Consider the following 25914-nt stretch of genomic DNA (forward strand, 5'->3'; position numbering starts at 1 on the left):
GTTGAAGCGGAGGAGGAAACACTGAAGCTATGCGTCAGTGTTGTCATACCAGAACCCGAAACCGTCAACGTGCATGTTGTAAGATTAGCCTGAGTGACTGTCTTGGCTTGAGAAACTTCAGAAGGGGACAGCGCAACAGCTGTGGATGTTCCTGTTGCATTGGGATCAGGATTTTGAATTTGAAGATTAAGAAGAACCGACGAGGCACCGACGCCCCCGCCAGTCCCTGTACCACTGCCGCAATGGACTAAAAGAAAAGCGGCAAAAAATGAAAGCATTAATCTGCCCATACTCTAAGGACAGTTTATACCCTCATATTATTTTTAGTAATGGGTCTAGATTACCACAGCATATAATGTTGAAAGGATTGTCTTTATTAGTGGAGTAGGTGATTTTTTCCACCCGCCAACACCATGATTTCATCCGCTCGTTCGAGGATTTTGTTGGCAACGTCCCATTCTGAGCTGTCTAGCGAGACACCGGTTTCCAACAACAATTCATTAAATTGCTGACTCAAAATGTTGTCGTTCAAAACCTCGATACAAAGCTGTCTAAATGCAGAGTCCATAAGCCCCCCAATAGGTATAAACTCTATTAAATTTAATATAATTAAGGGTTAAATTTATTACTTTTTTAAAAATTAGTCAAGCAAAGGCATTATTTTTTATATACTTTAAAACTCTTAATTGTATCCGCCTTCCCGATATGTTATCCACCTCCCATAATCATGAAGCGATTGTTCCCTACACTTACAGAGTCACCTGGTCGCGCTGTAAGGCGATTCTCTTTTATATTATCACTAGTTATATTGGTACCTGGTCGCGCGGTGGGGCTAAATCTTGCTTCTCAGGTTACTTCTTTTAAACTTTCCAACGGGATGACTTGGCTGTTGGTTTATCGGCCCAAAATTCCTGTTTTCTCCGGGATGGTGATGGTTCGCGCTGGTGGTGCTGATGAGGTGAATGGTAAAACAGGGTTGGCACATATTTTTGAACACATGGCGTTCAAAGGTTCCAAAGAAATTGGAACGAAAAATTTTGCAAAAGAGGCGCCTATTTTAAAAGAGATCGCCAAAGTTGGGCGGGCCATGTCTGAGGAAATGCAAAAAGAAAAACCCGATCCAAAAATTATTCAGGAAGATCGACAAAAAATTCAAGAACTCACACAGGAAGAAAATAAATATGTCGTCAAAAATCAGGTTTGGGAAACGTTGTCGCGCAATGGTGCGGAAGATTTGAATGCCTTCACTTCAAAAGATGCGACGGGTTTTCATGCCAGCATGCCGGTTACAAAATTTCCCCTCTGGGCGCATCTCTTTTCGCAAATGGTTTTTGAGCCCGTGATGCGCGAGTTTTATCAGGAGAGAGATGTGGTCATGGAAGAAAGACGTTTGCGCTATGACAACAGTCCACAAGGTTATCTCTTTGAAGAAATGATCAAAACCGCTTTTCCTTCGGGACCCTACAGTTGGTCGCCGATCGGTCACGTCAAAGATTTGGTGGGACTAACTATGGAAGATGCGGAGAATTTTCATAAACACTATTACACGCCAAGCAATATAACCGGCGTGTTGGTGGGTGATATCACTCTCTCCACCGCCAAAACAGAATTGGAAAAAACTTTTGGGAAATATTCGGGGCCTGCGCGGCAGAAAGAACCAGTGTTCCCCGACTCTTCATTTCAGGGGGAGAAACGAAAAACAATTTTTTTCCCCGCGGAACCGTATCTTGTGATGGCCTATCACAAACCCAAAGCTCCGTCGCAACAGGATTATATTTTCGATATACTCGACAATCTTTTGTGTGAAGGACGCACTGGCAGGCTTTATCAAAAACTCGTGAAAGAGGAACGCATTGCATCCAGTATCAATTGCACATCCGGTTTTCCCGGAAGCCGCGGTGACAATCTGTTTGTCATCATGGCAGAACCGATCAAAGGGAATTCTCTGGAGACGCTGGAAAAAAGTATCGAAGACGAAATTGAAGTCATGGTGGATAATTTGAAACAGAGCGAACTTGAAAAAGTGCGCGAGGCCGTTCTCTATTATTTTGTCTGGGATCTGGAAAACAACATGCAGTTGGCCGAACAACTCTCTTCGGCACAGGCAATTTTAAAAGATTGGCGCTATGTGGCGAACTACACAAAAGTGATTCAGTCTATTACTTCCGATGAAATTGAAAAAACGATCAAAAAATATTTCACCAAAGACAATCGCGTGGTGGTTTATCGTCTGAGAGGAAAGCGATGAAAAGCACCTCTAATAGTGTCACCCCCGCGAAGGCGGGGGTCCAAAACTTGTTGAAAAGTTTTACAGGAATGGAACTGGATTCCGGCTCCCTGCTTACTGCCTGCAGGGACAAGCTTCGCGGGAATGACAAATCAGGGGTTTTTAAAGTTTCTCTGAAAAGAATTTTTTTAATTTTGGGTCTTCTTTTATTAAGTTTCTCCGTACAGGCCGGAAACTGGCAACCGCCCAAAGTCTCTGTTTATCGGTTATCCAACGGTTTCCAACTTTATTTTTTGGAAGACCACACACTTCCGATTGTAGAGGCACAGCTTTTGGTAAAAACGGGAGATGTAGTTAATCCTCCGAAATTGGCCGGCCTCTCCGATATTTTAGCGAGCCTTCTGGTGACAGGAGGAACCGAGGCGAAGAAGCCATCAGAAGTAGATGCATGGCTCGACCAGCGCGCCATCCATCTCTCAGCAGAGTCGGGGCGTGAAATTGTTACGCTTAAAATTTCAGCACTCTCCAAAGTTTGGAAGGAATCACTGAATTTTCTAGGCGAGGTGATGCTTCATCCGGCTTGGGATCCCGGGCGATTTACGCTGGCCGTCAACCGTTATAAGGAAGGTTTGCGCCGCGATGAAGATGAACCGGAAACCATTGCCATGCGTGCTTTCAGACAAGCGATCTACGGATCGGAGAGTTCTCTGAGCCGCGTTCCCACCGCCACATCTTTGGATAAAATAACAATTAAAGATATCCAGCAGATGTTTAAAAAATATTTTCAACCCGACCGGATGATTTTAGCTGTGGCCGGTGATTTCTCATCGACACAAGTCAAAGCATGGGCTGAAAAAACTTTTGGTCCTATAAAATCAATCGCGGTGGAAAATTTTGTTTGGAAGGAAATTCCTTTTCAAAACAAACCGGTCCTAAAAAAGATTAAGAAAAAATTGACACAGGCTTTTATTGAAACGGGGCATTTGTCGTTGAAACGGTTTGATAAAGAAGAATATACCTACGGGCTTTTGCAATACATTCTTGGGGGAGATCCTTTTACGAGCCGCTTGGGAGTTGATATCAGGACTGATCGTGGTCTGGCTTACAGTGTTTATTCTGATTGGGACACAAATCCCTCCCGCGGACTATTTCATATCCACGTCGAGACAAAGAGAGAGACACAAGATTTGGTACTCGATAGAATCAAAACTCATTTGGTGGAGTTGGCGGAAAAAGGAAATATAACTCCTGAAGAATTGAAAAAGGCAAAAGATGCAATGTTGAACAGATATATTTTCTGGTTTGATTCCCCATTCAAGGTTGTGATGCAAAAGGCGAGACTCGACATACTCGGTTTTCCATCCGATTATCTGGAAAAATATCCGGACAAAGTCAAAAAGGTAACTCTTGAAGAAGTCAACGCCATTGCGAAAAAATGGCTTCAACCTAATAACCTTGCAACTGTTTTGGTAGGACCTTGAGAATGGACCGTGGACTATGGACCATGAACTAAAAATACAATGTTTTTGGAAGAAAAATTAACATCCGTTCTTGCTTCTGCCATTCAGAAATTGGGGGCTTCCTCAACTCCTGCTATTCAATTCAGCACGCCCAAGCAGACCGATCATGGTGATGTGGCAACCAATGTTGCCTTCATGTTGGCGAAACCTCTAAAGAATGCGCCACGAAAAATCGCAGAAAATTTGGTGCAGAGCCTGCATCCCTTACCGGACTGGATTGTGAAAGTAGAAGTGGCCGGAAGCGGTTTCATCAATTTTTTTGTGAAACCCTCCATTTATTTTAAAGGACTTGGAGAAATTCTCAAAAGAGGAAAAAAATTTGGAACGAGTGATTTTGGACATGGCAAAAAAATAATTCTAGAATTTGTGAGCGCCAATCCTACCGGTCCGCTGAATGTGGTGAGTGCCAGAGCGGCGGCGGTGGGGGACACACTTGCCAATCTTTTTAATTGCGTCGGTTATAAAGCCCACAAGGAATATTATATCAACGATGTCGGAAACCAGATTGAACTTTTTGCGCAATCTCTGCAAGCGCGCTGTCGGCAGGCTTTGGGTGAAGAAGCATCAATTCCCGAAGAAGGTTATCAGGGTGAGTATTTAAAAGACCTTGCAAAAAAACTGTTCAAGAAGAAAAAAAAGTATTCGCTGGAGGATTTAAAAAAATTGGGTCTCAAAGAAATGATTCAATCCCAAAAGAAAAGTCTGAAAGATTTTGGTGTTGAGTTTGACCGCTGGTTTTCCCAATCGGAATTATTTGAAAAAAACGAAATTGAAAACTCTTTAAAGAGACTCAAAAAAACAAATCATCTCTACGAAAAAGAGGGTGCCCTATTTTTCAAATCAACCGATTTTGGCGACGACAAAGACCGCGTCGTCAAAAAACAGGATGGAGAATATTCCTATTTTGCTTCCGACATTGCCTATCATGCCGACAAACTGGAGAGAAAATTTGACATCATGATTGATATTTTTGGGCCCGATCATCACGGCTATCTGGCCAGAACCAAAGCGGCGGTTCAGGCACTGGGTTTTGATCCGGAGGCTTTGACCATTCTGATTGTCCAACAGGTGAATCTCATGGAGGGGGAAGTGCTGGTAAAAATGTCGAAACGGGCCGGGAAAATTATTACAATGGATCTTTTGTTGGAAGAAGTGGGGAAAGATGTGGCCCGTTATTTTTTTCTCCAGCGATCAGCGAGCACTCCGCTCGATTTTGATTTGGAGCTCGCAAAAAAAACAACTTTGGAAAATCCGGTTTTCTATATTCAGTACGCCCATGCCCGCATCTCCAGTATTTTCAGAAAGTCCGAGGAGTTGGGGATCAAACCTAATTTAAAAAAAATGAATCTTACTTTGCTTGATCTTCCCGAAGAAAAAGAGTTGGCTAAACTTTTACTGGAGTTTCCCGATATTTTAATCAAGGCGGCAGAAGAGTTGGCTCCGCATCAAATTGCTTTTTATGCGCTGGAGCTTTCCAAACTTTTTCAAACTTATTATTCAGCGGCCAAAAATGATCCGCGTTATAAGGCGGTTGATCCTGAAAACAAACCGAAAACCGAAGCTAAATTGTATCTCTTGAAAAATGTGCAAATTGTGTTACAAAATACCCTCAATATCTTGGGTATTTCCGCTCCGGACAGAATGGAGAAAGATGCTTCCAGCGCACTATAGCAAAAAAGAGACGAGTTATTTTTGCCGATTCAGTTTCGGTCAATTCTTCGCCCTTTTAGTCATCGAAATTTTTACCCTCTTTTTTGTTTTCTATCTGGGTGCGCGTTATGGAGACGAGTTGCTGGGCACAAAGCCGGTTGCGCAAGTGCAACAACCTCAAGCAAAAGCGCCGGGTATGCCCCAGTTTTCTATCACCAACGAAAAAATGGTAACCACCACAGAAGATCCTGAAGTCAAGGCGATGGCCAAAGACATTCTCAACTCGGCACAAACGCCTGATCTGAAAAAAAGAGTTGCGGCAATGCTCGAAGAAAGCGCCGCGAACAGAATGGCCGCGCAGGGCGCTTCGCTTCCTCCCAAATCAACACCACCACCCCCAAAACAAGTGACGCTACGCACCGCACCGAGGGAGGAAGCATCACAGGAATCTGAAACGCCACCTCCGGGAACCATAGAGCCAGTCATTCCATCCGAAACGGCTCCGTCGGAGACGGCTCCGCCGGCAACGGCTCGGCCAACTTCCGTGATTCAAACTGCGCCACAAGCCCGCTACACAATTCAAGTGGGTTCCTATCCCAATGTGGATGAAGCCCACGCCATCACCGACCAATGGAAGGCGAAAGGCTATCCCGCCTATCTGGTTTCCGCCGACATTCCGAACAAAGGTCGCTGGTACCGTGTCCGCTTGGGTGGATTCAATTCCAAAGAAGCCGCCGAAGACTTCAACGAAAAACTAACCGCCAAAGAACAAATCGAAGCGTTTGTGGTGACGAACGAATAGTTGTCTTTAATCCCGTGACAAATCTCGGCAGTGCAACCCCTCCAACCGAGCCGCTTCCAAAAGGGAACGATCGGCGCAGAGAAATTGCATGGAATCACCCAGACGCTTTCGCGCATCAAGTGCACAGGCAAGCTGAATGGCATCGCCAAAACGGAGACGACGTTGTTTGATGAGGCGTTTTGCAGTTTTCCAAATTATAGTTTCAACTTGAGTGAGACTAATTTTGCCATTTTGAATATCTTGTTCCATACGATGGGTGATATTTCTGTAAGCTGGAGAATCAATTCTTCTGGTAGCTTTGGCCCTTTCAATGGAGGCGATTAATTCCAATTCCGTAAAAACGGAGGTTTCCAAATGCTCTATCTCGATAAGAAGAGAATCCAGATGGCGGGAGCCGACTTCTTCAAGGTAGCTCTTTGCCAATGCCGAGGTATCAATATAGGCGATCATTCTTCATCCCTCATTTGACGGATCATTTCTGCCGCAGTGGGACCCGGTGTCATTTTGATTCGTTTAAAAGGAGTGTAATGAAAAAGCCCCCCGCTGATAAGTCTGCCTTCTTTTTTCCATTGTTCAATTTTCTTCGCAAGCTGTTTGAGCCGCATTTTTTTAGCTTTGGTTTCCTTCGATGGTTTCAAATTGGAAAGAAAACCGACCACTTTATTGCGAACCTTTACCGCGATTGTTTCCCCCGCCTGCATCAATTGCAGGTAATAACTCAAACGACTTTTTAATTCTCTAACGCCCACTTCAATCATATTGCCTCCAATGTAGTCATCTTACATATAGGTGACTACATTGGCAAGCCGTATTTTCAGAGAAAGCAATGAGCTGTTGAGTTTTTATCCCCCTTAAGGCACATTCCGGCCCCAAAATGGACTCCGCGCACATTCGCAATTTTTGTATCATCGCCCATATTGACCATGGCAAATCCACGCTGGCCGACCGTTTTTTGCAAAAGACGGGGGCGATTAGTGACCGCGAGATGCGGGAACAATTTCTCGATCAAATGGATATTGAGCGGGAGCGCGGCATTACCATCAAGGCCCAAACAGTCCGCCTTAAATATGTCGCCAAAGATGGAGAAGAATATGAACTCAATCTGATCGACACTCCGGGCCATGTCGATTTTTATTATGAAGTTTCTCGAAGCCTTGCCGCCTGCGAAGGCGCTTTACTTTTGGTCGACGCCACGCAAGGCGTTGAGGCGCAGACGGTGGCCAACGCTTTGATGGCCATGGAACAAAAACTCGAACTTCTTCCCGTCATCAATAAAATTGATCTTCCGAGCGCGGATCCGGAAAAATGTCGAAAAGAAATAGAGGAAATTCTGGCACTGGATGCTTCCGAAGCCATTGGAGCCAGCGGCAAAACCGGTTTGGGCGTTGATGAAATTCTCGAAGCGATTGTCAAAAAACTCCCGCCTCCCAAGGGAGACACACAAGCTCCGCTTCAAGCTCTCGTCATGGATAGTTGGTTTGATAGTTATCAAGGGATTGTTGTGCTCGTGCGTGTTGTAAATGGTGTGTTGCGTGTGAATCAGCAAATTCGTCTGATGAATGTGGGTAAAAATTTTATTGTGCTGAAGATCGGTGTTTTTACTCCGGTGGCCAAACCCATTTCTGAACTCTCTGTGGGAGAAGTGGGATTTGTCGTCGCCAATATCAAGGAAGTGAGTGACACAAAAGTGGGGGATACAATCACCGAGGCGGAAAGACCTGCCCCAAAAGCGCTTCCCGGTTTTAAAGAAATCAAGGCGATGGTTTTTGCGGGACTCTATCCAACCGACCCCGATCAATATGACGACTTCAAAGTGGCGCTTGAAAAATTAAAACTCAACGATGCCTCTTTTTCTTTTGAACCGGAGACATCGCCGGCACTGGGTTTTGGTTTTCGTTGCGGATTTTTGGGTTCGCTTCATATGGAAATTATTCAGGAGCGTCTTGAAAGGGAATACCAGCTTTCTCTCATCACCACCGCGCCAACCGTTGTTTATCAGGCAAAAACGACGGCGGGCGAAATGATTTGGGTCGACAATCCGGCAAAACTTCCGGAGACGCAATACATCAACACCATTTTGGAACCCTACGCACGCGTGCACATCCACGCCCCCGCAACAACGGTGGGTCCGGTTTTGAAATTGTGCGAAAGCGTGCGCGGAATTCAGGAAGGGATTCAATATTTCGGCACCGAACGCGTTTTGATCACCTATCATATTCCTTTCGGCGAAATGATGTTCGGATTTCACGATCAACTCAAGTCGGTCAGCAAAGGTTATGCCTCGCTGGATTACACGATCACCAATTATGAAGTAGGCGATCTGATCAAACTCAACATTCTTATCAACGGCGAGGCGGTCGATGCGCTTTCGTGCATCGTCCACCGCGAACATGCCTATTACAAAGGGCGCGAACTCGCCGCAAAACTCAAGGAACTTATTCCGAGGCAAATGTTTGAGATCGCCATTCAGGCGGCTATCGGAAACAAAATTGTCGCGCGCGAAACGGTGAAGGCGTTGAGAAAAGATGTCATTGCAAAATGTTACGGAGGCGATATTACACGCAAACGCAAATTGCTCGAGAAACAAAAAGAGGGAAAAAAGCGGATGAAGAGAGTAGGGAAGGTCGACATCCCGCAAGAAGCTTTCCTGAGTGTGTTGAAGATTAAATGAGATATCTTCCACACTGTCATCCCCGCGCAGGCGGGGATCCAGAATATTAAATACTGGATTCCCGCTCCCTGCTTACTGCCTGCAGGGACAAGCTTCGCGGGAATGACATAGGGTTTTCGGAGACACCATAAATGAACCCATCTAAAAACAAATTTTGGGAAACGGTGAAGTCGGTTGGGCTGGCGCTTTTGGTGGCTTTGTCGCTCCGCGCTTTTTTGGTGGAACCCTTTAAGATTCCGTCTCCCTCAATGGTGCCAACGCTTTTGATTGGTGATCAGATTTTTGCGAACAAATTTGTGTATGGACTCCGCGTTCCTTTCACCAAAAAACGTTTTTGGAGTGGGCGCGATCCCGGCAGAGGCGAAGTTATTCTTTTTAAATATCCGGTTGATGAGAGTCTTGACTTTATCAAACGCGTCGTCGGTTTGCCCGGAGACACGGTTCGAATTGAGGGCGAAGATGTTTATGTGAACGGAGAAAAATTGCACAAGGAAGATGCGACTCTTGAACCGTTTCCAAATAATCCCGGCAGGGCAAATGTCACACCTCCGGTTCCCTATAAAACCGTGACACTTTTCCCTGAGTGGGCACACTACCGGTTTTATCAGGAAGCATTGGGGCCCGTAAAACATTTGATTCAGGAAGATTCCCCATGGTTTCCCAGCGGCGAATTCAAAGTACCCGAGGGAAATTTTTTCGTGATGGGCGACAACAGAGACCACAGCGCCGATTCGCGCGAATGGGGTTTTGTCCCCCGCGAAAATATCATCGGCCGCGCCATGTTCATCTGGCTCTCCTTCGATTGGGACAAACCGCTCTACGATCTAATCCGCTGGCACCGCTTCGGAAGATGGATTTATTGACAGGCTACATTTAGGGTAAGCCAATCACCCGAGGGCAAGGTGGATGCGTATGGCATTATCTATTTGGGATAGAGTTTCCGCAGAAATGATTCCCGCGGGTCTTACAAGACGAAGTTTGGATACCGTTCGAATCTGTTCCGCCAGAGCTTTTGAATCCTTTCCAAGGCCGCTTTCTTTTTTTCCGATGAATACCTGAAAGGGCTCCACGTGTTTTACATTCTTGGAGGTCAACGGAAGAACGGTTACCTGTTGGTAGCGGACATTGGCGATGTCATTTGAAATGACAAGACATGGCCTTGATTTTTTGATCTCCGTGCCGATTGTCGGATCCAGATTGATCCAGTAGATATCGCCGCGCTTTGGAAAAGAGTTTACCATTCCGGCCAGCCCTCTCTGTCGGCATTCTCAAAATCATCCGCAACATCCTCATTCGCGCGTATATAGGCCTTGACAAGAAGGTCTCTGAGTTCTTTTTGTTTTTTTAATTTAAGGTGTTCTTCGATGCAATTGTTGATGAACTCGCTCAGCGAACGGTCCTTTGCCAGAGTTTTTATCTGGCTCGCTAATTTCTCTTTAATGACAACCGTTGTCCTCATATTAAATCACCCCTTTGATGACATACAAGAATAATATAAGTCATCAAATCGGTGATGTCAAAGGGAACATTCCAAAAAAAAACCACACAACTTTTTTTGAGAATTGCCGATAACAGTATAGAAGAGCCAAATGCGCGGAATAGCACCAATATTTACACCGGAAGCATTGGCTAGTGCGGATGTGGCCTATGCCAATATGGTGGGGGCCGCTGATGTCGACGTTTTTCTGGATGGTTTGGCGGATCTTCGCGATGCGGTTGTTCAATTGGATGCAACTGGGGAAGATAGCGCCGTACAAACCTTTCTGAATGCCCTTCATATGTCCCCTGTAATCTACCGCAGAATGAGTCCCAAAAAACAAGAAGCCTATCGAAGAGTGATTGCCATCGCCATTCGTGCAAACCACCCCCTTTTCGCCAGAGCCCATCCACCTGTTTCTGCTGGCATCCGATTTGCCTCACACGACGCCGCCGTTGCTACCGTGACTTCTATTTTAAGAAAAAACCCTGTGGACGCCTTTGCTGAAAAATTGGGTTTGAATGCGGAAGAAAGAAAAGGTTTGGATATTTTGTGTAGGGTGTTTGGACAAAAAGAGATTCCCGGCTTTTTGGAACAATTACAATCGAAGGAAGAAAATACAACGGATGTCATTAAAATTTTCTGTCGTGCCATAGCAAGACTTGTAGACCAAAAACGCATCAGTGACCGCGTCTTGGAACAGTTGATGAAAAGATTGCAGATGAATGATGAATATATACTTCTACCCATGGCATTCTTAATGCTTGTAATATTGGAAATCGAAAATGCTGTATTGGGTTTTGTCTTTACCCAAGACGCACCCAACCAGTCAAAGATGCTTGTACCTTGGGCGATCATAAGAGAAGGGGATGGGATCTTTTATTCGAGAATGGGTAAAGCCGTTTTTGTGGGGGAACTTCAAAAAGAAGCGTTCGTCAAATTGCTTGAATATGATTTAGGCAGAATTCATTCGACTACACCTATTTTGCTTATTCTCGAACAACCGGGTTCCAATAACACCGCAGGAATACAGCGCATTTTTTATGGACTCCATCCGCAAGGAACTTTGCTGGCACTTCAAGTTGATTCATTGACCGTTAAAGCCATTCCAAAATTTGAGACTCCCTTCCAAAAGAGAAGTAGTTATTCTCTTCCCGATGCGGTGGCATTTTACGATGCACTTGCATCTCAAAGTCGGAGAATGCCAGAGTTTGAAGGGTCAGTTACCCCGTCGAGAGTAACGATGGAATCTCCTGAACACTGGAGAGGGTTAGCACAACTTAAACAAGTTGCGATAAATGTCGGACAGGCAAGAGATCTATTGTCGCAGTTTTTTGAAAACAGAACAGGCAATCATTTAACAGAAAAGGCTATAAACGCGTTGAGTAATGGAAACGCTAGAGAATTTTTAGGTATTTTGAATAGCATGGTAGGTTCAGTTTCTGCTGGAGTCATATACGAAATAATGAAACGACTTGCTGTATATTTGAACGATCCGGAAAATCGAAACTCAAACATTAATCTTGATGAATTGATTTCTTTTGATGAATTGGTCTATCGAAGGGGCTCGGTTTGGCGCCATGTTCTTGGTGCTTTTGTTTTACGTGATACCTCTGATACTGTCCATTATAGTGTTGAACCGTTTTATATACGTGCTCTATTTTTTGCGGCTTTGGTGGAAAAGGATTATTCCGCGTCTTTGTTGTGGCGCCATGAGCAGAGTAATATTGAAACAACAATAGGATGGCTCTTATCTTCAGAAGATGTAAAGACAGCACTCGATCAACTCGACGCCATCTCTGAACTTGGCTTATTCGCAAGATGGGGTGTTGCGGAGGCAAGGGCCAGATTGGTATCGCTGACACGATTTTTTGATGAAGGTTCCCCGCAAAGACGTCATGTCGAGTTTGTCCTGCAGGAACTGGAAAAACCTATGCCCTGAATTCCCCAAAAAAATCACAAAATTGACAGCAACTAACCCATGGTGTAAGTAACTTACGCTATGGTGATTGGTTCACCATCTGTGTACGGGAAGGATCCGGTGCATTCTTTTTGACGGGGGCCATTATGTATTTTAATCCGCAGGTAAAAGACAGCAAGAAAGACTTTTTTAATTTTGACGTGTTGCAGGAAGAACTGAAAAAAGCCATCCAAGACAAGCTGGCTCCGCTCATTGCGATATATGGACTCAGGCGAACCGGCAAGACCAGTCTCATCAGGGTAGTGCTGAATTCCATGGGCAGGAAATATGTATGGATTGACAGTCGCGACATTTCTTCACGCGATGATTTTCATAATAAACTTTCAGACGAAATCGGAAAATTCAAGCGATTTAAAATGGACAGGTTGACATTGAAAGGAGTCGGTTTGTCGTTGAATTTTATGAAGAAGGGACTGGATTATCTCAATAAACACAAGATGATATTGGTTATAGACGAGGCGCAGTTGTTGAAGAGACTTCATCTGGACAATTCAATAGCCTATATTTACGATAATTTTTCAAACATCAAAGTCGTTATTTCCGGTTCGGAAGCCGGTATGTTGAAAAATTTTTTGGGGAAAAATAACGCAAAGGCACCGTTGTATGGAAGAGCTGTGCTGGAACTTCAGACGAACAGGTTAGATAAAGAAGGCGGTTTCATCTTTCTAAGAGAAGGTGCGAAACAGGCAAAAATGGATTTTACGGATGAAGAAATTCTGACAGCCATCAAAGAATTGGACGGCATCATCGGATGGCTTACAAAATATGGATGGTACCGCTTGAAACATTCCCCCAAAGAATCCCTGAAAAGCACCATCGAGGAGGGCAAGGTGCTTGCGAAAGAGGAATTCATGAAATTTGCGGTAAAAGCCGAGGCCAGGTACAAAAAAATGATGCGATCCATCAAAGGGGGAGCAGGATGGGACGAAATCAAGAACCAGATATCCATATCGGACAAACAACTTTATTCCATGTTGAACAGATTAATAGACAACGGCTTTGTTGAAAAAAAAGAAGGAATTTATACGATAGCCGATCCATTATTAGAGGTCTCGTTGTAAAAAGCATTTTTCAAATAATGCAGACAAGACAAAACATTAAACACAAAACATCAAACCTGTTGCAATTCAAAAGTTTTCCATATAGACGCTCCCTTTGATGAAAAGGGCTTATCTTGCGTTGGCTGATGGTGGTCTCTATGAGGGGACTTCTTTTGGATTTGAATCGGAAACCTCCGGCGAAGTTGTTTTCAATACCTCTCTTACCGGTTATCAGGAAATTTTAACGGACCCTTCTTATTGCAAACAGATTGTTCTTTTGACCTATCCGATGATCGGAAATTACGGAGTCAATTTGGAAGACGTTGAATCTTCCAAAATCCAAGCGGCGGGTCTCATTGTCAAAGAATATTGCGCAACGCCCAGTAACTGGCGCTCCACGCAAACTCTGTCGGAATATTTAAAAGAAAATAAAATTGTTGCGGTTCAAGGGTTGCCCACGCGCGAGATTGTGCGTCGCATCCGCGATAAGGGAGCCCAGCCCGGTATTTTGGCAACAGGGGATTGGGATACTCAAGAATTGCTGAGAAAAGCGGCCGATTTGCCCAGCATGGCGGGGCAAAATCTGACCCCCAATGTAACTTGTTCGGCGCCTTATGTTGTTTCTCCGAAAGACAATCCAGCCTCTTATAAAATTATCGCTTTTGACTTTGGGATTAAACAGAACATTGTTCGGGAATTGGTTGCGCGGGGTTGCGAAGTCAAAGTGGTGCCTGCTGATACCTCTGCGGAAGACGTTTTAAAAGAAAAACCTGATGGAATTTTCCTGTCGAATGGTCCCGGAGACCCGGCCGCCTGTACGGAGATCATCAAAAATATTCAGAAGATGATTCCCTCCAACATTCCGATGTTTGGAATTTGTCTCGGATTTCAACTTTTATCTCTGGCGTTGGGAGCCAAAACTTTCAAACTGAAATTTGGTCACCGCGGTGGAAATCAGCCTGTCAAAGATTTGAAATCAGGACGTGTGCTGATTACAGCTCAGAATCACGGTTTTGCTGTCCATCCGGAAAGTTTGATTTCCGACATGGAATTAACGCAACTGAATTTAAATGATGGAACCGCTGAAGCCTTCCGTCATAAAAAATATCCGATTGAAGCGGTGCAGTATCATCCCGAAGCGGCGCCGGGACCGCATGATTCCAACATTTTTTTTGATGAATTTTGTGAAAGAGTAAAAAATGCCAAAACGCACAGACATTCATAAAATTTTGGTGATCGGTTCGGGTCCCATTCAGATTGGGCAGGCCTGCGAATTTGATTACTCGGGGACACAAGCGCTGAAAGCGCTCAAGCAAGAGGGCTATCAGACCGTTCTCGTCAATTCAAATCCCGCTACGATCATGACCGATCCGGAATTTGCAACGGTCACTTATATAGAGCCGCTCACGGTTCCTTATCTCACAAAAATCATCGAACAAGAAAAACCCGATGCGCTTTTGCCAACGGTGGGCGGACAAACAGCCCTCAATTTGACGATGGATTTGGAACGCGCCGGCGTTTTGAAAAAACATAACGTGCAGTTGATCGGCGCCAGTCTCTCAGCGATTCACAAAGCCGAAGACCGCAGAGCTTTCAAAGAGTGCATGCAGTCGATTGGTCTTAACGTTCCCGCGAGCGGGCTTGCGTGCACTATGAAAGAGGCAAGAGAAGTCGTCAAGAAAATCGGTTTTCCTTGTGTGATCCGTCCCGCGTTTACGTTGGGTGGTATGGGGGGAAACATTGCGCATCAACCTTACGAATTCGAACATTACGCTGAGTGGGGGTTGGCTTTGAGCCCCATCAAACAAATTCTCATTGAGCAATCGGTTTTGGGTTGGAAGGAATTTGAACTCGAAGTGATGCGGGATTGCAAAGACAATGTTGTTATCATCTGCTCGATTGAAAATTTGGATCCGATGGGAATTCATACCGGCGACAGCATTACCGTTGCCCCCGCGCAAACGCTGACCGATAAGGAATATCAGACCATGCGTGACAGCGCGATCAAGGCTATCCGCGCGATTGGGGTGGATACGGGCGGATGTAATATTCAATTTGGAGTCAATCCCAAAACAGGCGAACAGGTCATGATTGAAATCAATCCGCGTGTTTCCCGTTCTTCCGCATTGGCTTCCAAAGCAACCGGTTTCGCCATCGCCAAAATTGCGGCGAAATTGGCGGTGGGTTACACACTCGATGAACTCCCCAACGACATTACCAAAAAAACGCCGGCCTCTTTTGAACCGACAATTGATTATGTCGTTACAAAAATTCCCCGGTTCAATTTCGAAAAATTTTCGGCGACCCCCAACATTCTCACCACACAAATGAAATCAGTGGGTGAAGTAATGGCAATCGGCAGAACTTTTAAAGAATCTTTTTTGAAAGCTATTCGTTCATTGGAAACAAATTGTTTTGGGCTGGAAGATGCTGGGACCATGGACCATGGACCATGGACCATAGACCTTTTAAAGGTGCCTCGGGCGGATCGTCTGTGGCAAATGGCGCGCGGGTTTCGTGAGGGATTAACTGTCGAAGAAATTCATGAACTGACTCAAATTGATCCGTGGTTTTTGAATCAGATCCGAGAAATTGTTGCCATCGAAAAAGAAATTGGATCCATGGTCCATAGTCCATTGTCCATAGTCCAACTGCGGCAATTGAAAGAAATTGGCTTCGCCGATAAACGAATTGCAACACTGACCGGCACAACCGAAGAAGCCATTCGCAAAACGCGTGATCAACATAACATACGCCCAGCCTATAAAATGGTCGACACCTGCGCAGGAGAGTTTGAAGCCCACACTCCCTATCTTTATTCAACTTACGAAAACGAAGAAGAGTGTCCTCCGACAAATAATAAAAAGAAGGTTGTGATTTTAGGAAGCGGTCCCAATCGCATCGGTCAGGGGATTGAATTCGATTACGCCTGTGTTCATGCCGCTCTTGCTTTTCGCGAAGCGGGTTTTGAAACAATTATGATCAACTGCAATCCTGAAACCGTTTCCACCGATTACGATATTTCAGACCGTCTTTATTTCGAACCGCTGACCTTTGAAGATGTCATGAACATCGTTGATAAAGAAAAACCAAATGGAGTCGTGGTGCAGTTCGGAGGTCAAACTCCGTTGAAGCTTTCCACGCAATTACACAAGGCGGGCGTCACCGTGTTGGGAACGGCCGCGGAAAATATCGACAAAGCGGAAGACCGCAAGAAATTCAAACATCTTGTGGATGATTTGCATTTGAAACAACCCGCCAACGGTTTGGCAAATGATATTCCCGAAGCCAAAATTCTGGCCGAAAAAATTGGATACCCGTTATTGCTCCGTCCTTCGTATGTTTTAGGAGGCAGAGCGATGGTAATTGTCTATGAAGAATCGGAACTCGACCATGTTCTGCAGGATGCTTTTCAAGTTTCTGCCGGACATCCGGTTTTGATAGACCATTTTTTAAAAGGGGCGGTAGAGGTGGATGTGGACGCTCTTTGCGATGGGGAAGAGGTGGTGGTCGCGGGAGTCATGGAACATATTGAAGAGGCGGGAGTTCATTCCGGAGACAGCTCTTGCTGTCTGCCTCCTCACACCTTGCCGCGGGATATTGTTCAGGAGATTGAAAAACAAAGCATCGCTTTGGGAAAAGCTTTGCATGTCAAGGGTCTGATGAATATTCAGTTCGCCGTTCAAGATGAGGGCATTTATGTTTTAGAGGTGAACCCCAGAGCTTCGCGCACCGTTCCTTTTGTTTCCAAAGCGACAGGAATTCCGTGGGCGAAGTTGGCGGTTCAGGTTTTGGCGGGCGCTTCTGTCAAAGATTTAATTCCCAACTCAAGAAAACAACAACTCTTTGCCGTCAAATCACCGATCTTTCCGTTCATCAAATTTCCGGGTGTCGATACCATTTTGTCGCCGGAGATGTGTTCGATCGGTGAGGTGATGGGACGCGGAAGATCTTTCGCGGAAGGATTTGCCAAAGCCCAGATTGCGGCAAGCCAGTTTTTACCCAAAGCACCCGCCCGAATTTTCTTGAGTGTGCATGATGGAGATAAAGCCTTTGCTGTGTCACTGGCACAAGAATTGACCAGACTGGGGTTTCAACTTATTTCAACTCACGGCACCACAGCATATCTTGCCAATCACGGTATAGCCTCCAAAGCGGTCAATAAGCTCCATGAAGGTCCTCCACATATTATGAGTGCTTTATCCAAAGGGAAAATTGATTTGGTAATCAACACAACCCTCCTTAAAGATCAAATTGCCGATTCTTTTTTAATTCGACGAACCGCATTGGAAAAAGGAGTCCCGAATTTTACCAATATCCATGCGGCTCAGGCGGCCGTTGAAGCCATGGCCTTTCTCCAAGCCCACCCCGAAATAGATGTTCTATCGCTGAATGTTATTTAAAAATTGTTCGAGCTGATCGTTGAATTCTTGGGCGCGTTCAATGTGGGGGAGATGTTTTGCGCCCTCAAATAGATAAAGTTTTGCTTGAGGATATCGTTTTTGAAGATGCTCCGCCATCGAAGGAGTGGTTATTACATCTTGGTCCCCGACCAGAATCAGCATGGGCATTTTGTGGGTGGAACGGGGAGGGTGAGGGGAGAAATTCAAAACCGCACGCACCTGTCTTTGCAAAACTTCTCGCGGGGCCGACATTTCTTCAGCTTGGTTTATATAACGTTGCACAATTTTAGGTTCTTCCCGAATAAATTTTTCGGAAATCATCAAGGGAAGCACATTTTTAATTCTCACTTTGCTGGATTGTCTTGATTTGAGAAGAGGAGACAAAACTCCAATCATATGAGAATTAATTCCCTCAAAAGTGGAGGAAAGAATCAGACCCGCTATTTTTTTAGAGAAAAGTTCCAGACAGCATTGGGCAATCAAACCACCCATCGAAGAGCCGATCAAAACAACTCTCCCCAATTTTAAATGTTGAACCAAAGTAGAAACATCCTCTGCCATTTCATGGATTGAAATTTCGCAATCGGGATGAACAGAACGTCCAGAACCGGCATTGTCGAACGTAATGATCTGAAATTTTTTGGCTAAAACGGGGACTTGGCAAAACCATTCTTGATGAGAAGCCCCCATGCCGGCAATAAAAATGACAGGAAAGTCTTCTCCTTTAACTTGGTAATAAATTTTTCCAAACTTCCCTTGAAAAAAAGGCATCGGTGCACTATAAAATCAAAACAATATTAAAACAATTCAAGTTATGTACGCTGATGACAAAATGGCTCCAATGCCCATTTCTACAAGCTTTAAAAAGAAAATCGAAGCGTTGAAAAAAGAGTCCAAAACGATTTGAGTTTGTATCTTGTTGTTTTTCAATGGAAAAAAAGGATGATTTTTTTAATTTCACAGGAAAAAAGAAAATTTAAAAAAGTTTAAAAAATATTTTTTCGCGTCAGAACTGCATTTGCGGTCCATCAAAAAAAAAGGCGTTGCAGGTTTTTTATAAAAATATAAAACCGTCCCCACGTTGGAAGTAGAGGCAATGAGCTCTTTGACAAGCAATAAAATAATCGTTTAGGGGTGGCGCGCCGGACTGGCCGTCTTCTTCCGTTAGGAGGAAATAAAAGATTCCTGAACTATGAAATAAGGGATAGCGATATTACCTATTTCATAGGGGACCCGGAACTAGGGGGTTTTTGTTTTCTAAAAGGAGAGGGTTAAGCGGACATAAAGACTAAAATGGGATCTGCAAACATCGAATTTGCACGATATCTGGGACGAGAGCGAATCTCTAAGATCCAGATGAAGTCTGACCCTAGGAAGTGGGCTTCATCAAAAGGGTGCAAGAGGCACAGATGTTGGAAGCAACATCTCTCAAGATCCGGAAAAAACCTTACAAGTCAATTGGAAAGCTCACGAGAGGAAAGACAACCAAAGCTTGGTTAATCCGGCCAAGCAAAAGCTGTCGGCGCCGATGGATGGTATAAATCTCTGAAGTTAAAAGATTCAAAGCCGTACGAGCCTTGAATCTGAACAACATGAGAGAATGCGGGCCTGAAAGGGTAACGACCTACCTTACGATGCTTAAAGACTCTGGAGAGACACTGAAGCCACTGACCTAAACGATTTTTTGATTGCTTGAAGGAAAGCCGTATCGCAAGTCGACCCACCGCGAGGTGGGTTTTTTGTTAGGGAAAAGTTATTTCAACATCCAGCCCGCCTGTTTTTCGATTGGCGAACGAAAGATGAATGCCGCACAATTCGGCAATTCTGAAACAGAAGTGCAACCCCACACCGGTTGTTTCTGATAAACTTTTGTCATTATTTAACAAATCAATTTTTTCTTGAGGCATGCCAAATCCATTGTCACTAATTTTGAGAATTATTTTATCTGATTTTTTTAAGGAGATGGAGCATTGTGTCAAGGGTGGTGTGTGTTGCTCGATGTTACGCACAAGATTATCAATCAGCCTAAAAAGCAATTTCGGGTCCACAAAAACCGCTTGATTCACTTTAATGTCCATTTGGATGGACTTCCCCAATATTTTTTCCCACTTCGGTTTATTTTGCAGGAGCCAGTGGGTCAGCTCCAGTGAAGCACTATGCATGGTGCCGGAATGATTTGGATCTCCCACTTGTAAAACAGTTGTGATAATCGAGGACATGCGTTGTATTTCCTCCAAGGAACTTCGCAAAACATTTTCATATTCTTCTTTGGAAGCATTTTTTTTGATCAGAGTTGTTTCTGCCTCTCCCTGCAAAATTGTAAGCGGCGTTCTCAATTCATGGGCGACATAACGACTCATTTTTCTGAGCTGAAAAAGAGCGGCGCGAGTTCTATTCATGAGCAGATTAATGCCTTCCGTAATGGAAACAAGATATTGTCCCTCTTTAATAACCTCAAGAGGTTTCCAGTTCTGTATTTTTTGCGGATCCATTTTTTCCAGATGATCCGCAATAGTTCGCACGGGTTGCAACAATTTGGTGGCGAGAATTCGCGCGATAACAAAAGATATCCCCATCAGAAGACACAAAAGTAGAAAGCTTTGCCACCAATAATCTTTCAGAATTTGAGCATATTTCGGAAGCGGAATACTGATTTGAAGATAAAACCTTCTGTTCTTTCTCTCCAAATAAGGGATGACAAGGCTTTCATAATTTCTTTGTGCACCATCAATGGTGACAAAAGCCGGTTTTTTTATGGGAACGACGTGATCCGGGAGTTTGTCATAACCAAATCCAACCGTGGTAAAAATCAGATTTCCCGATGCATTGAAAATGCGAATGATCTTGTCTACTTTTTCCATTTGCAGAGTGTCTTCGATAAAATTGTTGAATTGCTCAAAATCTTTTAATTCTGAAAAATCAGAAATACCTAGACTAATTAAGCTGGCGCCGGCCGCCTGTAATTGTTGACGGACAGATTCCCTGTGACTGCGGATTAAAAGAGTGCCGCTCAAAATGGCGGCTGTAAGAATACTGACTGCCGTCATCACCCACATCGCGCTGGCAATTTTTGTTTGAAGGGAGGATTTCACGGTTCACCCAGCCAATAACCAACGCCACGCCGGCTCTGGATAAGAGGTTTAAAGCCCTTGTCAATTTTGGCGCGCAAGTTGGCAATCGTGACTTCAACAATATTGCTTTCCGGAAAATGATTTAAATCCCATGCCTGATCCAAAATGGATGTTTTGGAAAAAATTTGTCCGGGGTGTCTTGCAAAAAGACAAAGGATACGAAACTCTTTGCTGGTTAGATCAATCCGATTCTCTTTACGAAAAACTTTCTGGGTTCCCAAATCAATTTTGAGATCCTCGTAAACAAGCATTGTATCTTTTATAGAAGAGGTGGGTCGGCGGGTGATTGTGCGAAGACGCGCCAATAATTCTGAAACATGAAATGGTTTTCCAAGATAATCATCCGCCCCTTCGGTCAATCCTTTTACTTTTTCCTCAACATCCGACAAGGCACTTAAAAAAAGGATTTTCATGGTGGGGGATTCCTTTCGAATGGACTGAATGGAGTTGATTGTATCGTGGCCTTGTAGAAGCCTATCAAGGATAAGAGCGTCGTAGGTGTTGGCCTTCAAAGCCGCCAGCAACTCAGAATGGGTCGTTACAGAATCGACCACCATGCCGGCCTCTTCAAGGGCCTGCCGTATGAATTTTCGAACCTTTTTTTCATCTTCGGCAACAAGGATTTTCATAGCTTTTTTTAGGGCGCGTAACAAAATGAGATGAGATGCGAGGCGGTCCCGACGAGAAAGGCCGGAGCGTACCTTTAATGGTACGTGAGGACCTTTCGAGGAGGGCCAACGAAGCAGATCGCTCATTTTGTTACGCGCCCCTTATATAAAAAAAGGTTGGAGAAGTCACTCATTCATGTCATAAGCCCACACCTTGTATGCAAGCAATAGCGCAAAACACCCATTTAAGAAACGTGGCCATTATTGCCCACGTCGACCATGGCAAAACAACTCTAGTCGATTTTATGCTCCGCCAAAGCGGAACTTTCCGTGACAATCAGGCCACCGCGGACAGAATGATGGACAGCATGGATTTGGAGAGGGAAAGAGGAATTACCATTGCCTCCAAAAATTGCGCCGTCATTTGGAAGGGCATAAAAATCAATATTATCGACACACCCGGTCACGCTGATTTTGGCGGCGAAGTGGAACGCGGTTTGAATATGGTGGATGGCGTTATTCTTCTGGTGGACGCGGCAGAAGGACCGCTTCCCCAAACCCGATTTGTTCTGAAAAAAGCGCTGGAAGGCAATCTTAAAATCATTGTTCTCATCAATAAAATTGATCGCAAAGATGCACGTCCAAAAGAGGTTTTAAACGAAATTTACGATTTGTTTATCGATCTGGATGCCACCGAAGATCAGATTGATTTCCCGATTCTCTACGCCATCGGTCGTGAGGGAATCGCTCAAAAAACATTGGAAGAAAGGGGGAACTCTCTCGATCCTCTTTTCGCAGAAATTATCAAAAAAATTCCTCCTCCGAGTTATGACCCAAAGGAACCTTTCCAGATGCTCGTTTCCAATTTGTCCTATTCCGATTATTTGGGTCGTTTAGCGATCGGCAGAATTTTTCACGGGCATGTAAAAAAAAATGAGAGTCTTTTTTGTATCAACAAAGAAAATCAGAATAACCCTCTGAAGGTTTCCAAAATTCAGGTTTATGAAGGACTGCAATTCAAAGAAGTGGATGCCGTAGAGCCGGGAGACATTATTATCCTTTCCGGAATTGAAGATGTCGAAATTGGGGATACGATCTGCACCGTTGCCGCACCCAAAGCGCTGAAAAGAATTCACGTCGATGAACCAACGGTTTCCATGCAATTCATGATCAACAACTCTCCGTTTGCCGGCAAAGAAGGAAAATTTGTCCAGTCGCGAAAAATTTTGGAACGTCTGCAAAAAGAAACACTGCATAACGTCGCACTTAAATTGGAAGAAGGGGACGGACCGGAAAATTTTGTTGTGAAGGGACGTGGCGAATTTCAAATGGCCATTTTGATCGAAACAATGCGCCGAGAGGGTTTTGAACTCTGCGTGGGCCGGCCTCAAATTATTTTCAAAGAAAAAAACGGGGTTAAACTGGAACCGATTGAACATCTCTTTATCGATTGCAACGAAGATTACATGGGAGTGGTCACCGAAAAACTTTCGCAAAGAAAAGGGCAGATGGTCAACATGGTCAACCATGGCACAGGCCGCATTCGCCTTGAATTTTCAATCCCCTCGCGCGGGTTGATCGGTTATCGCAATGAATTTTTGACCGATACCAAGGGAACGGGTCTCATGAATTCCTATTTGCAGGGTTATGAAGAATATCGTGGAGACATTAAGAGTCGTGTCACGGGTTCTCTTGTTTCAGATCGGCAGGGAGAAACAGTCGCTTACGGACTTTTTCACTTGGAACCGCGCGGCACTTTGTTTATTGACGCCGGCGTTCCTGTTTTTGAGGGAATGATTGTCGGTGAACACAATCGTGACAATGATTTGAATGTAAACCCCTGCAAGGAAAAAAAGTTAAGTAATATGCGGGCCGCCGGTAAAGATGAAAATATTATTTTGACTCCGGTTTTGCCGGTAACGCTGGAAAGAGCCATCGAATTCATTCGTGATGACGAATTTGTCGAAGTGACTCCGAAAAACATTCGCCTTCGTAAAGCAATACTCAAAGCCCACGAGCGAAAGCAGGTTTTAAGTCATGATTAAAATTCTTTTTTGGTCGCCTGAAGGAGAAATTGTCCAGACAGAGGATGTTGCTCGTTTAAAAGAAGTTTATCTGAACAAAACCCACGCTCTCTGGGTTGATATGGATGAGCCAATCGAAGAAGAGTTGAGTCTTCTTGAAACGTTGTTCCATTTTCATCCCCTTGCCATTAAAGCGGTTCGCGACGAGCTGGAAATTCCAAAACTGGGTCTTTATGAAGGTTATGCTTTTTTGGTTCTTCATCGTGTTTTTTACCAATTCAAAACGGAGGTGTGTGAACGCAGAGAATTTGAGGTCTTCTTTTCGGAGCGCTTCATTGTGACAATACATGGAAGAAATCTTTCCCGTACTTTCGCGGCGGCGTGCGACAAAGTTTATGAACATCCCAAGGAGATGGTGGCACATGGTACCGGTTATGTTCTCTTCAGACTTTTGAATCTGGCCATTCAGGATTACAATCCTGCTTTGGCAGGCTGGCAGGAATCGCTTGATGAAATGGAACAGAAGGTTTTGAGGGATGTAAAAGACGGCATTCTCGAAAAAATACTGGAATTTAAAAAAGTGGTTTCCGTAATGCGCAAAAATCTCCTGCCGGAGCGCGAGATCTTGAAGGAATTATATGAAAGCAAAGATGTCTCTTTTATTCGCCCCGGTGCCAAACCCTATTTTAAAGCGGTGCTGGACAACATGAATACCTTGTTGCGTGAGTTGGATGGTATCCGGGACCATGCCGCCTCAGTGTTTGATGTTTATGCCGCCATGCTGACAATCAAAATGACCGAATCTTCCCACCAGCTTAATTTTGTCATGCAACGACTCACCATCGCCGCAACGATTTTCCTGCCACTGACATTTATTGTCGGCGTTTACGGAATGAATTTCGAATACATGCCGGAATTCCACTGGAAGGGTTTTTACTATCTTCTGTGGGCCATCATGCTGGCCATCGCCGGCGGCATGCTCTATTTTTTCAAACGGAAGAAATGGTTTTAAAAAAAATCTGAAAAGGAGATATAAAATGAAATTTTTGTGGAGGCGGCTCACAAAAAAGATCTTCAAGCGACGGTCGATCTTCTAACCGCTTTTTTACAGGAAGCACATCAAGGAGACTTTGGTTATAACTGATCTTGCAGGCGGCAAATCAGGTCTTCAAAATTTTTTGCGCCCAACACTTGCACGCGTATTTTTGCGGCGTCGGGAAAATTTTTGAGGTAGGCCATCAGGTGTTTGTTCAGTGAATTGAAATGATCTGTTCCGCGCATTTCTCCAAAATAATGGGCATGCTCCAACGCTGTTTCAATCCGACATTGTCGATCAATTCTCGTTTCCATGTTTTTTGTTTTAGAAAAGATCCATGGGTTGCCAATGGCGCTTCTGCCAATCAAGGCGCCATCTAATCCATTATTTTCCACAAGTTTTTCTGCTTGTTCCGCGGAAGAGATATCTCCATTTCCAAAAACCAGTGTCTCCGTTTCTTTGATAATTTTTGCTCCGCGTGCAATTGCATCCCAATCTGCCTTTCCCCGATACATCTGTTTCAAAGTACGCCCATGAATGGAAATAGCGGCCGGCGATTCTTTCAACAATGTCCCCACCCATTTTTCAATCACCACTGAATCATATCCAATTCTTGTTTTTACAGAGTAGGGGATGCGTTGTTTTATCGCGGGACTTTCAACTCCACATCTTTTTTTATTCATTTTACGAAGTATTTCCAGCAAAGTGCGTGGAAATTGATTTTCTTCCAAGCGCCCTTGTTGAACCCAGTCTTCAATTCCCTGACGCACCGCTTGAATAATTTCGAGCGCAAGATTTGGAGAAGTTATCAGCTTGCCTCCCGCGTTACACTGAACCACAGATTTTGCGGGGCACCCCATGTTGATATCAACCCCGTCAAATCCCAGTTCACAAACAACCTGTGCTACGCGATAAAAATTTTCGGGAGTATGTCCGTAAATTTGCGCAACAATCGGGCGTTCTATTTCGTGATATTCAAAATCTTTCAAAATTTTTTCGGGTGCGCGGAAGAGACCTTCTACCGTGGCGAATTCCGTGAACATCACATCGGGTTTGGCATGTTTGGCGAGGATATAACGGCAGGCAGAATCCGTCACCCCATCCATCGGGGAAAGCCCGATAATAGGCTTTTGCAGGGTTTCCCAAAATCCTAAAAAAGTCTGCTGGACCATTTGACTCCTATAAGGCAAAAAAGACCCAAGAACAACCATTTCATGAGGACAAATCCAGAAACCGTGATAATTGGGAACCTCCCAAAACTGCCCAGATGCTATGGCTGAGCAAACCCGCAACCGGAGCATACCTTTAATGGTATGTGAGGATTGCGGGTTTGCGGGCAACAAC

22 protein-coding genes are annotated in these 25914 nt (G+C 44.5%); 12 read left to right on the top strand and 10 right to left on the bottom strand.

Annotation, left to right across the window (positions count from 1 at the left end):
- Both HY877_00370 and HY877_00375 read right to left on the bottom strand, forming a co-directional pair.
- Positions 1 to 278, bottom strand: a 278-nt coding sequence (locus HY877_00370; protein MBI5298743.1) for a hypothetical protein, incomplete at its 3' end; no start/stop codon positions are given.
- Between the two features lie 98 nt (positions 279 to 376).
- Positions 377 to 568 (bottom strand): hypothetical protein, encoded by a 192-nt coding sequence (locus HY877_00375; GenBank protein ID MBI5298744.1) that lies wholly within the window; start codon positions 566 to 568, stop codon positions 377 to 379.
- Between the two features lie 258 nt (positions 569 to 826).
- Here HY877_00375 and HY877_00380 point away from each other — a divergent pair, with 258 nt between their 5' ends.
- Genes HY877_00380 through HY877_00395 form a run of 4 tightly spaced genes read left to right on the top strand, consistent with a single transcriptional unit; the run spans position 827 to position 6199 of the window.
- Positions 827 to 2248: an insulinase family protein gene (locus tag HY877_00380; GenBank protein MBI5298745.1), complete on the top strand. Its 1422-nt coding sequence runs from the start codon at positions 827 to 829 to the stop codon at positions 2246 to 2248.
- On the top strand, positions 2245 to 3708 hold the full coding sequence (locus tag HY877_00385) for an insulinase family protein (GenBank protein MBI5298746.1): 1464 nt from the start codon (positions 2245 to 2247) through the stop codon (positions 3706 to 3708). The genes HY877_00380 and HY877_00385 overlap by 4 nt, the downstream gene beginning before the upstream one ends.
- A gap of 39 nt (positions 3709 to 3747) precedes the next feature.
- A complete protein-coding gene (locus HY877_00390) occupies positions 3748 to 5418 on the top strand; it encodes an arginine--tRNA ligase (GenBank protein MBI5298747.1) in 1671 nt (556 codons plus the stop codon).
- Positions 5399 to 6199: an SPOR domain-containing protein gene (locus tag HY877_00395; GenBank protein ID MBI5298748.1), complete on the top strand. Its 801-nt coding sequence runs from the start codon at positions 5399 to 5401 to the stop codon at positions 6197 to 6199. The genes HY877_00390 and HY877_00395 overlap by 20 nt, the downstream gene beginning before the upstream one ends.
- Before the next feature lie 6 nt (positions 6200 to 6205).
- Here HY877_00395 and HY877_00400 read toward each other — a convergent pair whose 3' ends face one another.
- Together HY877_00400 and HY877_00405 are read right to left on the bottom strand one after the other, a co-directional pair.
- Positions 6206 to 6649, bottom strand: a complete 444-nt coding sequence (locus HY877_00400) for a type II toxin-antitoxin system VapC family toxin (GenBank protein MBI5298749.1) — start codon at positions 6647 to 6649, stop codon at positions 6206 to 6208.
- Entirely contained in the window at positions 6646 to 6957 is a 312-nt protein-coding gene (locus HY877_00405) for a hypothetical protein (GenBank protein MBI5298750.1), read from the bottom strand. Before HY877_00405 ends, HY877_00400 begins: the two co-directional genes overlap by 4 nt.
- Positions 6958 to 7073: 116 nt before the next feature.
- Here HY877_00405 and lepA point away from each other — a divergent pair, with 116 nt between their 5' ends.
- Positions 7074 to 8870 carry an elongation factor 4 gene (gene lepA, locus HY877_00410; GenBank protein ID MBI5298751.1) on the top strand — a complete coding sequence of 599 codons (1797 nt, stop codon included), beginning with the start codon at positions 7074 to 7076 and terminating at the stop codon, positions 8868 to 8870.
- A gap of 131 nt (positions 8871 to 9001) precedes the next feature.
- Positions 9002 to 9733 carry a signal peptidase I gene (gene lepB / locus HY877_00415; GenBank protein MBI5298752.1) on the top strand — a complete coding sequence of 244 codons (732 nt, stop codon included), beginning with the start codon at positions 9002 to 9004 and terminating at the stop codon, positions 9731 to 9733.
- Between the two features lie 24 nt (positions 9734 to 9757).
- Here lepB and HY877_00420 read toward each other — a convergent pair whose 3' ends face one another.
- Together HY877_00420 and HY877_00425 are read right to left on the bottom strand one after the other, a co-directional pair.
- Positions 9758 to 10111, bottom strand: a complete 354-nt coding sequence (locus HY877_00420; GenBank protein ID MBI5298753.1) for a type II toxin-antitoxin system PemK/MazF family toxin — start codon at positions 10109 to 10111, stop codon at positions 9758 to 9760.
- Positions 10105 to 10329 carry a hypothetical protein gene (locus tag HY877_00425; GenBank protein MBI5298754.1) on the bottom strand — a complete coding sequence of 75 codons (225 nt, stop codon included), beginning with the start codon at positions 10327 to 10329 and terminating at the stop codon, positions 10105 to 10107. The genes HY877_00420 and HY877_00425 overlap by 7 nt, the downstream gene beginning before the upstream one ends.
- 235 nt (positions 10330 to 10564) lie before the next feature.
- Here HY877_00425 and HY877_00430 point away from each other — a divergent pair, with 235 nt between their 5' ends.
- The 4 genes from HY877_00430 (at position 10565) to carB (ending at position 17771) form a co-directional block, all read left to right on the top strand.
- Positions 10565 to 12289, top strand: a complete 1725-nt coding sequence (locus HY877_00430; GenBank protein MBI5298755.1) for a hypothetical protein — start codon at positions 10565 to 10567, stop codon at positions 12287 to 12289.
- Between the two features lie 125 nt (positions 12290 to 12414).
- On the top strand, positions 12415 to 13389 hold the full coding sequence (locus tag HY877_00435; protein MBI5298756.1) for an ATP-binding protein: 975 nt from the start codon (positions 12415 to 12417) through the stop codon (positions 13387 to 13389).
- A gap of 97 nt (positions 13390 to 13486) precedes the next feature.
- Positions 13487 to 14593, top strand: a complete 1107-nt coding sequence (carA, locus tag HY877_00440; protein MBI5298757.1) for a glutamine-hydrolyzing carbamoyl-phosphate synthase small subunit — start codon at positions 13487 to 13489, stop codon at positions 14591 to 14593.
- Positions 14568 to 17771, top strand: coding sequence for a carbamoyl-phosphate synthase large subunit (gene carB / locus HY877_00445; GenBank protein ID MBI5298758.1), 3204 nt, complete (start codon positions 14568 to 14570; stop codon positions 17769 to 17771). Before carA ends, carB begins: the two co-directional genes overlap by 26 nt.
- Here carB and HY877_00450 read toward each other — a convergent pair.
- The 3 genes from HY877_00450 to HY877_00460 all read right to left on the bottom strand — a co-directional run bounded on the left by HY877_00450 (position 17751) and on the right by HY877_00460 (position 21531).
- Entirely contained in the window at positions 17751 to 18542 is a 792-nt protein-coding gene (locus HY877_00450; GenBank protein ID MBI5298759.1) for an alpha/beta hydrolase, read from the bottom strand. The genes carB and HY877_00450 overlap by 21 nt on opposite strands.
- Positions 18543 to 19513: 971 nt before the next feature.
- Entirely contained in the window at positions 19514 to 20863 is a 1350-nt protein-coding gene (locus HY877_00455; protein MBI5298760.1) for a HAMP domain-containing histidine kinase, read from the bottom strand.
- Positions 20860 to 21531, bottom strand: a complete 672-nt coding sequence (locus HY877_00460) for a response regulator transcription factor (protein MBI5298761.1) — start codon at positions 21529 to 21531, stop codon at positions 20860 to 20862. The genes HY877_00455 and HY877_00460 overlap by 4 nt, the downstream gene beginning before the upstream one ends.
- 197 nt (positions 21532 to 21728) lie before the next feature.
- Between HY877_00460 and typA the strand changes: the two genes are divergently transcribed.
- Both typA and corA read left to right on the top strand, forming a co-directional pair.
- Positions 21729 to 23555 carry a translational GTPase TypA gene (gene typA / locus HY877_00465; GenBank protein MBI5298762.1) on the top strand — a complete coding sequence of 609 codons (1827 nt, stop codon included), beginning with the start codon at positions 21729 to 21731 and terminating at the stop codon, positions 23553 to 23555.
- A complete protein-coding gene (gene corA, locus HY877_00470; protein ID MBI5298763.1) occupies positions 23548 to 24546 on the top strand; it encodes a magnesium/cobalt transporter CorA in 999 nt (332 codons plus the stop codon). The genes typA and corA overlap by 8 nt, the downstream gene beginning before the upstream one ends.
- 122 nt (positions 24547 to 24668) lie before the next feature.
- Here the strand turns inward: corA and HY877_00475 are convergent, their stop codons facing one another.
- Entirely contained in the window at positions 24669 to 25742 is a 1074-nt protein-coding gene (locus tag HY877_00475; GenBank protein ID MBI5298764.1) for a tRNA-dihydrouridine synthase, read from the bottom strand.
- Positions 25743 to 25914: the final 172 nt, after the last annotated feature.

The organism is Deltaproteobacteria bacterium, from assembly GCA_016213065.1.
In the GTDB taxonomy this organism is placed as follows: Bacteria; UBA10199; UBA10199; order SPLOWO2-01-44-7; family SPLOWO2-01-44-7; genus JACRBV01.